Source organism: Microbacterium sp. Root180 (genome assembly GCF_001428485.1).
In the GTDB taxonomy this organism is placed as follows: domain Bacteria; phylum Actinomycetota; class Actinomycetes; order Actinomycetales; family Microbacteriaceae; genus Microbacterium.
Map to the genome: position 1 here is coordinate 162327 of NZ_LMHS01000001.1, position 13202 is coordinate 175528.

General features: G+C 72.5%; 7 protein-coding genes. All 7 read left to right on the forward strand.

Annotated features, from left to right (window positions below):
- Positions 1-25: 25 nt before the first annotated feature.
- The 7 genes from ASD93_RS00715 to ASD93_RS00745 are packed head-to-tail and all read left to right on the forward strand — an operon-like array spanning position 26 to position 13022.
- Positions 26-991: an AAA family ATPase gene (locus tag ASD93_RS00715; RefSeq protein WP_056117644.1), complete on the forward strand. Its 966-nt coding sequence runs from the start codon at positions 26-28 to the stop codon at positions 989-991.
- The gene (locus ASD93_RS00720; RefSeq protein WP_056117647.1) at positions 988-2361 is read left to right on the forward strand and encodes a DUF58 domain-containing protein; all 1374 of its coding nucleotides are present in this window, start codon (positions 988-990) and stop codon (positions 2359-2361) included. The genes ASD93_RS00715 and ASD93_RS00720 overlap by 4 nt, the downstream gene beginning before the upstream one ends.
- Positions 2358-4871, forward strand: a complete 2514-nt coding sequence (locus ASD93_RS00725) for a transglutaminase-like domain-containing protein (protein ID WP_082569089.1) — start codon at positions 2358-2360, stop codon at positions 4869-4871. The genes ASD93_RS00720 and ASD93_RS00725 overlap by 4 nt, the downstream gene beginning before the upstream one ends.
- A 17-nt stretch (positions 4872-4888) precedes the next feature.
- Positions 4889-6325, forward strand: coding sequence for a DUF5684 domain-containing protein (locus ASD93_RS00730; RefSeq protein ID WP_162253377.1), 1437 nt, complete (start codon positions 4889-4891; stop codon positions 6323-6325).
- Positions 6322-7206 carry a hypothetical protein gene (locus ASD93_RS00735; protein WP_056117650.1) on the forward strand — a complete coding sequence of 295 codons (885 nt, stop codon included), beginning with the start codon at positions 6322-6324 and terminating at the stop codon, positions 7204-7206. The genes ASD93_RS00730 and ASD93_RS00735 overlap by 4 nt, the downstream gene beginning before the upstream one ends.
- A 24-nt stretch (positions 7207-7230) precedes the next feature.
- Entirely contained in the window at positions 7231-8538 is a 1308-nt protein-coding gene (locus ASD93_RS00740; protein WP_056117651.1) for an RDD family protein, read from the forward strand.
- Complete coding sequence (locus tag ASD93_RS00745) at positions 8535-13022, forward strand: FtsK/SpoIIIE domain-containing protein (protein ID WP_056117653.1); 4488 nt, start codon at positions 8535-8537, stop codon at positions 13020-13022. Before ASD93_RS00740 ends, ASD93_RS00745 begins: the two co-directional genes overlap by 4 nt.
- The last annotated feature ends 180 nt before the right edge of the window (positions 13023-13202 follow it).

Sequence of the window (13202 nt, forward strand, 5' to 3'; positions counted from 1 at the left end):
TCACGGCCCAACAGCAGAGGACATCATGACGATCACGCAGGAGCAGGCGACCTGGTTCGCGCAGACGTTCAGCCAGATCGCCGACAACGTCGAGCGCGCGGTGCTGGGCAAGCGCCACGTCGTCGAACTCGTGCTCACGGCGATGCTCAGCGACGGACACGTGCTGCTCGAGGACGTGCCCGGCACCGGCAAGACCTCGCTCGCCCGCGCGGTCGCCCAGTCCGTCCAGGGGACGAACACGCGAATCCAGTTCACCCCCGATCTGCTTCCCGGTGACATCACCGGCATCAGCGTGTACGACCAGAAAGAGGGCGTGTTCGAGTTCCACGCGGGCCCGATCTTCGCGAACATCGTGCTCGCCGACGAGATCAACCGCGCCAGCCCGAAGACGCAGTCGGCCCTGCTGGAGGTCATGGAGGAGGGGCGCGTCACCATCGACGGCGTCTCACGGCAGGTCGGTGTGCCGTTCCTCGTGCTCGCCACGCAGAATCCCGTCGAGCAGGCCGGCACTTACCGCCTGCCCGAGGCCCAGCTCGACCGCTTCATGATGCGCGCCTCGCTGGGCTACCCCGACCATGCGGCGACTGTGCGCATCCTCGACGGCGCCGCGGTCGCGACCGCCGAGCTGGCACCGGTCCTCACCCCGCAGTCGCTCGTCGGCATGGCCGATCTCGCTCGACTGGTGTACGTCGACGCGCTCGTTCTCGACTACGTCGCGCGCCTCGTGGACAGCACCCGGTCCGCGGACGAGGTGCGGCTGGGCGTCAGCATCCGCGGCGCCCTCGCCCTCACGCACGCCGCGCGCACGCGCGCGGTGTCACAGGGCCGCACCTACGTCACGCCCGACGACGTGAAGGCGCTCGCCGTCCCCGTTCTGTCGCACCGCCTCATCCTGCACCCCGAAGCGGAGTTCGACGGGGTCACCCAGGAGGCGGTCATCGGCCAGGTGCTCCTCGACATCGCTCCGCCCAGCCGCCGCGAGGCCGTATGAGCCTGACCGAGTCCCGCCTCACCCGCACGTCCGCCTCGACCGGCGCCGACGGCCGCACGCATGTCACCGAGACTGCGGTGGCGTCGTCCGGCCGTGGGCGCTCGCTGGTGCGCGCGGTCGTGTGGTGGACCGGCGTGTGGACCGCGATCACGAAGGGGGCGTCCGCGGCTGCCACGTGGTCGGCGCGCACGGTGCGGCCGGCCGGCGTGCTCGTCGTCCTGGCAGCGACCATCGGACTCGGTGTGGGCATCGTCTTCGGCTGGGTCGAGTGGATGGTGGCCGGCGCCGCCGCGCTCGTGCTGGCTGCGGCATCCGTCCCCTTCCTCTTCGGCGCCCGGTCGTACGACGTGAGCCTCTCGCTCGTTCATGAGCGGGTCGTGGCCGGCGACGGCGTCGAGGGCGAGATCGTGGTGCGCAACGACGGTCACCGGATCGCACTGCCCGGGCGCCTGGACATCCCGGTGGGGTCGGGGCTCGTGGAGTTCGGCGTGCCGCTGCTGCGCCCGGGGCACGCCGTGTCGCAGCCCCTGGACATCCCCGGGCTGCGGCGCGGCATCATCACCGTCGGTCCGGCGACGACCGTGCGCAGCGACCCGATCGGTCTGCTGCGCCGCGAGCACGCGTTCGACGACGTGCACGAGGTCTTCGTGCACCCCCGCACGACGTCCCTGCCCTCCACGAGCGCGGGCTTCATCCGCGACCTGGAGGGCAGCCCTACGCGGCGACTGGTCGATTCCGACATGTCGTTCCACGCGATCCGCGAGTACGCGCCCGGCGACTCGCGCCGTCAGATCCACTGGAAGTCGACGGCGAAGACGGGTCGGCTCATGGTCCGGCAGTACGAGGAGTCGCGGCGTTCCCGCATGGCCGTCGTGCTCGCGGCCGCCGAGCAGGAGTACGCCGACGCCGACGAGTTCGAACTGGCCGTCGGCTGCGCCGCGTCGCTCGGGCTGCGCGCGGTCCGCGACGCGCGCGACGTCGAGATCGTGGTGGGGTCGGAGATCCCCCGCGTCGTACGCGGCCGGCTGCGCTCGATCCGCCGCATCCCGGCGGACGCGCCCCGCCCGATGCTCGACGGATTCAGCGGCGTCGAGCTGCTCGAGAACACCATGCCGGTCTCGGAGGTGTGCCGTCTCACGGCCGAGTCCGGCGACCGGCTGTCGATCGCGTTCGTCGTGGTCGGATCGCGCGTGACGCTCACGCGGCTGCAGCAGGCGGCACTGGCATTCCCCGCCGACACCGCCGTGGTCGCGGTGCTGTGCGACGAGCGCGCGCACCCGCGAATGCAGCCGCTGTCGGGCATGACTGTGCTCACCGTCGGCACGCTCGACGACCTCTCGGGGCTCCTCCTGAGAGGGGCGACGGCATGACGGCGTCCACGGATGCCGCGCCCCCGGTCGAGCGCGCCGCCCGCCTGGTGCCGAACGTGGCCGTCGGCGCCGCGTTCACGGCGGCGGTGGTCGTGATCGCCGCCGTCGCGGCGTGGCCGATCTACCGCTCGTGGCACCTGGGACTTCTCGTCGGCGTGAGCGCGCTCGTGGCGGCCGCGATCGCGAGCGCGGCCTATCGCTTCCGCTGGAGCGGCTGGATCGTGGCGGGCGCGCTCGGGGCGGCGTTCCTCGTGCTCGGCGTACCGCTTGCGGTGCCGTCGCGGCTCGGCGGGCCGGCCGAGCTCGTGCGGGGTGTCGGCGAGGTGACCGCGGGTGTCGTCCTGGCCTGGAAGGACCTCATCACCGTCGAGCTCCCCGTGGCCGCCTACCGCAACCTGCTCGTCCCGGCGCTGGTGGTGTTCCTCGTCGGGACGTGCGTCCTCCTGCTGCTGTCGTGGCGCTCCGACCGCTGGGCCTATGCCGCCGTCCCGGTCGCCCTCGCGATGACGTCGTTCGGTCTCTTCTTCGGGCGCACCGTCACGAGCGCCCCGCTCGTGATCGGTCCGCTCACCCTGTACGCCCCCCTCGAGACGGCGCTGGGTGCGGCGACGCTGCTCGCGTGCCTGCTGTGGCTCGCGTGGCGCACACATGACGCGCGCGTCCACGCACTCCAGCGCGCCGCCGTCTCCAGCGGCGTGCGCGTCTCGCGGCGACCCTCCCGCGCGGATCGTCGGCGCACCGCCCTGGGCGCAGCGATGGTCGCGGCCGCCCTCGTCGTCGCGGTCGGCGTGGTTCCGTTCGCGGCGCGCGGCGCCGAGCGCGAGGTGCTCCGCAGCGCGATCGGCCCCGAGATCGACCGCTCCGCGGCAGTGAGCCCGCTGGCCGAGTACCGCGCGCTGTTCGAAGGCGAGCGCGCGGACGACGTCCTCTTCACGGTGGACTCGGCCGCGGACCTTCCCGCCCGCGTGCGACTCGCGACGCTCGACGCATACGACGGCGAGGTCTTCCGCTCCGGTGGGGAGGGGTCTGTCGAGGCGGGCCGGTTCGTGCGCGTGCCGTCGAGTCTCGACGCGGGTGAAGGAACACCCGTCAAGGCTCGCGTCACCATCGACGGCCTCGACGGGATCTGGATGCCGACAGCCGGTCGGCTCTCATCGGTCGAGTTCTCCGGTGCGCGCGCGGCGAGCCTCGCCAACAGGTTCTACTACAACGCGGCCGCCGCCGCGGGGGTGGAGACCGCCGGCGGCGGTCTGCAGGCCGGTGACGCCTACACGCTCCGCGGCGTCGAGCCCGTCTCGCCCGATCTGGCCGCCGCCGTCCCGCCGGGCGGCGTGGACGGCGCGGTCGCGGCCCCGGAGAGCCTGCGCGCGTGGATGGACGAGCACGTCTCGGGCACGGGCGGCGCGGCGCTCGCGGGCCTCGTCTCGCTGCTGCGTGAGCGCGGCTACCTGAGTCACGGACTCGCCCTCGGCGACGAGGCGCCGGCATGGACCGAGTCGCTGACGGACTACCAGTTCCAGCCGAGCGCCTCCGGCCACTCCCTCGCCCGCATCGATGCGATGTTCTCGCGACTGCTGGAGCGCGAGACCGATCCGCGGGCCGAGGCATCCGGCAACTACGTCGCCGCGGTCGGAGACGACGAGCAGTTCGCGGTCGCCGTGGCACTCATGGCGCGGGAGCTCGGGTTCCCGGCGCGCGTCGTGCTGGGCGCCCGGCTCGCCGACGCGGGTCCGGGGCTCGCGGTGTGCGACGAGGGCGTGTGCCGCGCGCAGGATCTGACGGCATGGACCGAGATCCACACCGCAGGAGGCGACTGGGTCCCGATCGATGTCACGCCGCAGTACGCGGACGCGCCGAGCCTCGATGTCACCGAGCAGCGCGACCCCGAGGTCGTCACCGAGGTCCGCCCGGACAGGGTCGAGGAGGTGGTCCCGCCGGATCCCGTGCAGGAGGACTCGGGATCCAATGATCCTGCGGCCGACGACGCGGGGCTGGACCTCGCGTGGCTGTGGCCCGTGCTGCGCACCACCGGGATCGTGCTGCTGATCCTCGGTCTCGCGCTCGGACCGTTCCTCATCGTGATCGGGGCGAAGGCGTCCCGCCGCCGCGCCCGGCGCCGCGCCGGATCGCCGGTCGCGCAGATCTCGGGTGGCTGGGAGGAGTACGTCGACGCCGCAGTCGACGCAGGTCGGGAGGCACCGCGCACCCACACCCGCAGCGAGCTCGCCGACGAGTTCGGCACGCAGGCTGGGCGCAATCTCGCCGTCACCGCCGATCGCGCCGTATTCTCAAGCGGAGACGAGACGATCGTCGATGCCGAGGAGTACTGGCGAGCGGTGGAGGAGCAGCGTCGCTTCCTCGCACGTGAGCGAGGATTCTGGCGCAGACTCGTCGCCGCCGTATCGTTGAGATCGTTCGTCCGACATCTGGCGCCCGCCCCGGGCTCCGGACCTCGCTTCGCCGAAAGGGGGAGGCGCCGGGCCCCGCAGCCCGCGCGTCCGATGCCATGAATGCCGTCGATGCCGCCATGACCGTCGATCCGTCGGCAGCGGTCGCTCCGATCCTCCTGAGTGTGGCCGCGTTCGCTGCGCTCTACGTCTGGACGGCGCTCGCACTCTCGGCCGTGTTCCGCAAGTCGGGAGAAGAGGGCTGGAAGGCCTGGGTCCCGGTGCTCAACGTCGTGGTGCTGCTCCAGCTCGGCGGGTTCTCCGGGTGGTTCGTGCTCCTCGCCCTCGTGCCGGTGGCGGGCGCGCTGGCGCTGTGGGTGGTCATGGTCATCGCCTGCTACCGCGTTAATGTCTCGTTCGGCCTGGGGGCCGGGATGACCGTGCTGGCGGCGCTGCTCTTCCCGGTGTGGGCCACGGTGCTCGGATTCGGCTCGGCGCGCTGGCTGGGTGCGGAGCAGGTGGCAGGAGTCCGCCGCTCGACGACAGACGCCGGTGACGGCGTGTCTGCGTTCTCGCCGGCTGCGGCCGGCCCGCCGCCGCTGCCCGCCCCTGCCCCTGCACCTCCTCCTGTGACGGTCGACGGATGGGCACCCTCGAGCGCAGTGCCCGCGGACGACCACGTGCCGCCGCTGCTGCCGACCCCGGCGCCGGACTCCTCGTCGGTCGAGTCTCCCGATGAGCCGATCTCGTTCGTTCCGCTACTGCCCTCCTCCGCGCCCGCTGTGCCCCCCGTGCCTCCGCTCCCGTCGAGCGACGACGTGCTCGCCGAGCCGGCGTCGCCGGCTCCGGCATCCGGTGCGCGCGCCAACCAGGGCTGGGGCGGCTTCGACCTCGGCGCCGTCGGCGAATTGACCAGCGAGGTCACGGCGGCCGTCGCGGGTGCGCCGTCGCCGATCTCCGCCGTCGCGCACGACGATGACGTGGCCGAAGGTGCGGGGATGCCCGCCGTGACCCGCGTGCCCGCCTCACGCTCGACGAGCCGACGCGAGCCCTGGTCCCCGGCGCGCTCGCCGTTCCCGGAGACGGATGTCTTCCCCGAGGCCTCGGGCGAGGTGTCGGCGGTCATGGGAGCGCCGTCCGCCGGCGGTCCGCAGTCGGCCCGGGCCTCGGTGTCCGCTCAGCACGTCCGTCCCGAGATCCCCGGCGACGCCGTCGACCCCACGGTCGCCGCGAACCGGCGCGAGTCCCACTGGTCGGTCGTGCTCCCGACCGGATCGACGGTCGCTCTCGTCGCCGAGATCGTCCTCGTCGGCCGGCGTCCCTCGCCGAGCACGGCGTACCCGAACGCGCAGATCGTCGAGGTCCACGACGGCACCGTATCCAAGACGCACCTGCGGCTGGAGCGCGACGGCGAGGAGTGGTCGGTGACCGATCTGCATTCGACCAACGGCACCGTGCTGGTCTCGGCCGACGGCTCCGAACGTGAGATCACCCCGGGAGCGCCCCACCGGGCGGCCTCGCGCCTGCTGCTCGGCGATGCCGAGCTCCGGCTCGTGCCCGACGATGCGGGCCGATGACGGCTGCCGACGTCCCTGACCGGGGCCCCGCCCCTAGCGCCGACCGGTCCGGACCGGATGCGTCCGACGACCTCGTGAGCGACGAGACGGAGATCTCGACCCGCCGGCGTCCGGCCGAGGATCCGGTGGATGAGGCAACGGAGATCTCGACGCGCCGGCGTCCGGCCGAGGATCCGGTGGATGAGGCGACGGAGATCTCGACGCGCCGGCGTCCGGCGGAGGATCCGGTGGATGAGGCGACGGAGATCTCGGCGCGCCGGCGTCCGGCGGAGGATCCGGTGGATGAGGCGACGGAGATCTCGGCGCGCCGGCGTCCGGCCGAGGATCCGGTGGATGACGCCACGGAGATCTCGGTCCGCCGCCGTCCCGCTGCCGAGACCGACGATGCCACCGCGGTGTCGTCCCGCCGGCGGGTGTTCGACCCGGATGTGCCCGATGACACCGCGCCCTCCCTCCGGGGCGCGGAATCCGTGGCCTCCACTCCGGTCGACGACACCGTCGTCTCCCGCCGCACGTCCTCGGCTGCGTCCGACACGGTTGCCGAGGATGAGGACACGATCATCCGCCCGCCGTCGCGCGCGCGACCACGCGAGGCCGCTCCCGCCCCGGAGGAGGCGACGGGCGCGCGCGATGCTCGCGTTCCGGATGCCGATTCCCTGCGCACGCCGATGCGACCCCGTGCCGTTCCCTCCGTGACGGCCGCGCGCGCGCCGGCCCCGCCGCGCACGCCGGCCGCCGATGTGCGGGCCGAGGCGCCCGATCGTGAGAGTGTGGAGCGTGCTGCTCGCGCGCGGGCGCGTCGCCGGGTGCTGATCGTGGTGCTCTGCGCGGCAGCCGGTGCGATCGCGGCCACGACGGCGCTCGTGTTCCTGCTGACCTGACGGCTCCGGTGACCTGAGGATGACATGACCGACTACCACCCGCTGGAGGCCGATCCGGTGTCCGCGGCCCGGCTCGGACTCGTGTCCGCGGGCACGGGCTACCGCTCGCTCGCCTTCGCGATCGATGTCTCGATCTGGCTGCTCCTCGCCGCGCCCGCGGCGATGGGCGCCATCATGCTCGCGATGGGGGACCGCTCCGTTCTGCCGGCGATCCTCGTTCTCGCCGGCGTCGTGCTGTCCGGCCTCTTCGGCCTGGTGCAGCTGATCATGCACGGTCGTCGCGGCGTGACCGCGGGCAAGGCGGCGATGCGACTGCGGTCGGTGTCGGTCTCCGACCTCGGCCGGCCGGGCTTCTGGCGGATCGTCCTGCGGGCGCTGGTGCTGTGGGCGAGCACGATCGTGCTCATCGTGGTCGGGCCCGCGCTGCTGTTCGCCTCAGGGCTGTGGGATGCGCAGCGGCGGGGGCGCAGCATCCTGGACCGCATCGGCGGATGCTGGCTGATCGATGCGCGCGCGGGTCTCGACCCCTTCGACGCGAAGGCGCTGCGTCATGCGCGCCGCGCGCTGCGCGACCGCGCCGACGATGGCGAGGATCTTCCGTCCATGGCCAGCGGCGCCCCCGAGTCCGTCGCGCTGCGCATTCCCGACGCGCGCTCCCGTGCGGGCGTCGTGGGTCCCGGAGGGACCGGGGCGCAGTGGGCGCTCGCCCGGGCAGCCGAGGACCTCAGCGTGATCGACGGCGTGCCGGGAGCGGATGCCGCGCCCGCCCCCGTCGCGAGCGGGCCGGCCTCTCCCGGCGGCGGCTCCCCGTTCGCGCCGGGCGCCACCCCCTTCGATGCCGCGTCGGCCGCCTTCGCCCCTGTCGCGACGGGCTCTCCGGGCGCGCCCGCTGCGGAATCCGGTGTCCCGGCCGCTGCTGCCCCTGCCTCGCCGCCGCCGGCCGAGATCGTGCAGTCCCCGGCGGGTGCGCCCGCGAGCGGCCTTCGCCGTGCCCAGGCGATGGTCCGCTTCGACGACGGCTCGGTCGTGCGCGTACCGGTGCTCGGACTCATCGGGCGCGATCCGGAAGGCGCGGCCGGCGAGGCGCCGGACGCGCTCGTGCGGCTCGAGGATCCTGAGCGGCTGATGTCGAAGACCCACGCGTCGTTCGGCCAGGACGCCGAAGGGGTGTGGGTCGGCGACCGCGGGTCGCGCAACGGCACGCAGCTGCTGTCGCCGGGCGGCGACGTGGTCGATGTGCCGGCGGGGGAGCGCATGCGCGTTCCCGTCGGGTGGACGGTGCAGGTCGGCGGCAGGACGTTCGAGCTCGTTGCGAGAGGTGCTGATTCGTGAAGCTGAAGCTGGGTCTGCGGCGAGGCGTCGGCTCGACGGTCGACGTGCTCGTCACCGCCGACTCCACCGCCACCGTGCAGGATGTCGCCCGCGCGCTCGCCGAGGGCGACGCGCTCGCGGCCGCCGGAGGTGTCAACGCGAGCGCTGTCCCGACGCTCCTGGTGGCCTCGCCGGCCGGACGTCCGGTGCAGCTGGACCCGTCGGCGTCGATCGCCGACGCGCCGATCGGCTCGGGCTTCGACGCCTCGATCGTGCCCGCGGCGACGAGTGGCGACGGCGCCGTCACGGCTGCCGTGATGCGCATCCACAGCGGACCCGAGGCGGGGCGCACCGTCTCCCTGCCCGCGGGCACGACCGTGATCGGACGCGTCGCCCCCGCCCAGCTGCTGCTCGACGACCCGCTCGTCTCGAAGCGTCACGCGCGCGTCGAGGTCGACCAGGGCATCGAGCTCGTCGACCTCAACTCGGCCAACGGCCTCGTCGTCGACGGCGGGCTGGTCCAGCGGGTCCGCGTCATCCCCGGCCAGAAGATCACGATCGGCGCGACCGAGGTGTCCTTCTCGCTCGTTCCCCGCGTCGTGACCGCCGACTCGCTCGTCCTCGAGCGCGGCGGCGCCCTCATGTTCAACCGGTCGCCGCGGGTCGAGGACCGCTACGCGGGCCGCGAGTTCCGGCATCCGATCATCCCCAACGAAGCCGACCCGCGCATCTTCCCCTGGCCGATGATCATGGCGCCGGTGCTGCTCGGCTTCGCGATGTTCGCGGTCACCCAGCGCCCGACGGCGCTGCTGATCGTCGCGATGGCACCGCTGATGATGCTCGGCAATTTCATCGGCCAGCGCACGCAGCAGGGCAAGAAGCTCCAGCTGGAGATCGAGACCTTCGAGACGCAGCTCGAGGAGCTGGAGGAGCAGCTCGAGGAGGAGGTGGTCGTCGAGCGGGAACGGCGTCGCGCGGAGGCGCCCGCGACGGCGACGGTGTACGAGAACGCCATGGCACTGGGGCCGCTGCTGTGGACCCGGCGGCCCGAGCACTGGAACTTCCTCGGGCTCCGTCTGGGCGTGGGCGGCGGAACGAGCCGCAACACCGTCCAGGAGGCCAACGATCAGCGCGGGATCGCGCAGTACTCCCAGCAGGTCCGGCAGCTGCGCGACCGCTTCTCGCGGATCGACGACGTGCCGGTCATCGAGCTGCTGCCGTCGGCCGGCGCCATCGGCATCGCGGGCCCGCGCGAGTTCGCCGCCGACGTGATCCGAGGACTCGGCGTGCAGCTGTTCGGCCTCCACGCGCCCAACGAGGTCGTCACCGCGGCCATCGTCGATCCGGGCTGGACCGGCGACATGGAGTGGATGAAGTGGCTGCCCCACACCACCAGCCCTCGCTCGCCGTTCGCCGAGATGGCCCTCGCCGACAGCCAATCGGCGGGCACCGCCCTCCTCAACGGCCTCGAGGAGGCGATCCTCGAACGTCTGTCGGGATCGGCGACCCGACGCGGACCGCTGTCGGAGCAGCAGGTCTCGATGTCGCTCGGCAAGCACGTCGGGCAGCAGAGCGGCGGCGACTCGGAGGTGCCCGGCGACGTCTCGCTGGTGCTGTTCGTCACCCATGATGCCCCCGTCGATCGCCCGCGCCTCACGCAGGTGATCGAGCGGGGCCCGGATGCCGGTGTCTACACCGTCTTCGTCGCTCCGACGGTCGAGTCGCTCCCGGCGTCCTGCCGCACGTTCATCGACGTCACCGGGGGCCTCGACGACGCCATGGTCGGGTGGGTTCGCGCGGGCGATCGCGCCCAGAGCGTCGCGATCGAGGGCGTCTCGCGCGAGTACGCCGAGATCTTCGCCAAGCGCCTGGCGCCGGTGGTCGACTCGAGCTCGGTCGCCGCCGACTCGTCCGATCTTCCCGCGAGCGTGTCGCTCCTGCGCCTCATCGGCACCGACATGGCCGCCGAGCCCCAGGCCGCGATCGAGCGCTGGCGGCAGAACAACTCGATCATCGACAGGTCCCGAGGCCCCCGTCCGCGCCTGAAGCGCGCGGGCACCCTCAAGGCCTACGTCGGACAGGGCAGCCCCGACGCGATGTCGCTCGACCTGCGCACCCAGGGACCGCACGCTCTCGTGGGCGGCACCACCGGCGCGGGCAAGTCGGAGTTCCTCCAGGCCTGGGTGCTGGGGATGGCCGCCGAGTACAGCCCCGACCGCGTCACGTTCCTGTTCGTGGACTACAAGGGCGGGTCGGCGTTCGCGGACTGCGTCGAGCTGCCGCACACGGTCGGACTCGTGACCGACCTGAGCCCGCACCTCGTGCGCCGGGCGCTGACGAGCCTGCGCGCCGAGCTGCACCACCGGGAGCACCTCCTCAACCGCAAGAAGGCCAAGGATCTCCTCGAGCTCGAGAAGCGCCAGGATCCCGAGACTCCGCCCGCGCTCGTGCTGGTGATCGACGAGTTCGCCGCGCTCGCCACCGAGGTGCCCGAGTTCGTGGACGGCGTGGTCGACATCGCTCAGCGCGGTCGCTCGCTCGGCATCCACCTCATCATGGCGACCCAGCGCCCTGCCGGCGTCATCAAGGACAACCTGCGGGCCAACACGAACCTGCGCGTGGCACTGCGCATGGCGGATGCCGCGGACTCCAACGACGTCGTCGGCGACGCCGTGGCCTCGACCTTCGACCCGTCGCTCCCGGGCCGCGGCATCGCGAAGACCGGGCCGGGCCGGCTCGTCCCGTTCCAGTCCGGCTATGCCGGCGGGTGGACGGCCGAGGAGCCCGATCGCGCCCAGGTGCGCGTCGCCGAACTCCGGTTCGGGTCGGTCACGCTGTGGGAGGCGGAGGGCGAGAACGACTCCGACGCGCACGACGAGGACCTCGGTCCCAATGACCAGAAGCGGCTCGTCGCCAACCTCGGGCGGGCGGCGACGGATGCCGGCATCCCGGTCCCGCGCCGTCCGTGGCTCGACGACCTGACATCCACGATCGACCTGCGCGACCTGCCGCTGGAGGGCGACCAGCGCATTCCGATCGGCCTCGCCGACATCCCGCAGCGCCAGCTGCAGGAGGCGGTCTCCTTCCATCCCGACACCGACGGGCACATGCTCGTCTACGGCACGAGCGGCGCGGGCAAGAGCGCCGCGCTGCGCACGATCGGGATCGCGGCGGGCGCCCGGCCCGACCTCGGCCGCGTCGCTGTGTACGGCATCGACTTCGGCACGGGCGCGCTGCGCTCGCTCGAGATCATGCCCCACGTCGGATCGGTCGTCTCGGGCGACGACGTCGAGCGGGTGCAGCGCCTGCTCCGCACGCTGCGCGGCGTGCTCGACGACCGCGCCAAGCGCTATTCCGAGGTGAACGCGTCGACGCTCACCGAGTACCGCGAGATCTCGGGGGACACCGCCGAGCCGCGCATCGTCGTGCTTCTCGACGGCTTCGGCGTCTTCAAGCAGGACTGGGAGACATCGTCGACGCGCGCCGCGTTCTACGGCATCTTCATGCGCCTCCTCGGCGAGGGCCGCCCGCTCGGCGTCCACGTCGTGGCCACCGCCGATCGCTACGGCGCCGTGCCGACGGCCGTGAGCGCCAACGTCACCAAGCGCATCGTGCTGCGGATGTCCGACGAAGGCGCGTACTCGATCCTCGGCGTCGCGAAGGATGTGCTGAATGAGCGGAGCGTGCCGGGGCGGGCGATCGTCGACGGACTGGAGACCCAGGTCGCGGTGATCGGCGGCACGACGAATGTGGCCGAGCAGAACGCCGCGGCCGAGGCGTTCGCCGCGGCGCTGCGCGCGTCCGGTGCCGTCGAGGCGAAGAACATCGGCTCACTTCCGACGGAGCTGGATGTCTCCGAGCTCCCCGCCCGCGTCGGCGACTTCCCGACGCTCGGCATCGGCGACGACACGCTCGGGCCCACCGGCTTCGAGCCGGTCGGCACCTTCGTCGTGGCCGGTCCTCCGCAGTCGGGGAAGACGACCGCGCTGCGTGGCATCGTGTCCTCGCTCGAGCGCTTCGACCCCGAGGTGGAGCTGTTCCACATCGGCGGCCGGCGGGCCGCGCTGCGCGGCTTCCGCGCGTGGCGACGCGCGGAGTCGACGATCGAGGACGTTCGCGCCCTGGCGAAGGAGCTGAAGGAGATCGTGACGGACGAGTCCGTCACGCGCCGCATCGCGATCGTGGTCGAGAACCTCGCCGAGTTCGGGGACACCGATGCGGAGCGCCCGCTGAAGGAGCTCTTCCAGGCGATCAACCGCAGCGACCACTTCCTGGTCGCCGACGGCGATGTGTCTCAGCTGAGCAGCGGGTACGGTCTCGTCGGCGAGCTCAAGGCCGGTCGCCACGGCATCGCGCTCCGGCCCGAGACCTACGACGGCGACTCGCTCTTCAAGGTCCCGTTCCCCAAGGTGCAGCGCCACGAGTATCCCGCCGGTCGCGGCATCTTCGTCGAGAACGGGCAGCTCGTCACGGTGCAGCTGCCGCTGGTCGAGGACGGGGCCTGATCCGCCCGATGGGGAATCCTCCCCATGTGCATGCGGACGGGGTTGCGCTTACCGTGGAGGCAGCCGGGGTGGTCCGGTGTTCCGAGAAGGAGATGGACGATGGCGGATTTCAAGGCTTCGTACGGTGAGATGGAAGCGATGTCGGGCAAGCTCGACTCGGGTCGCGAGGAGATCGGCGAC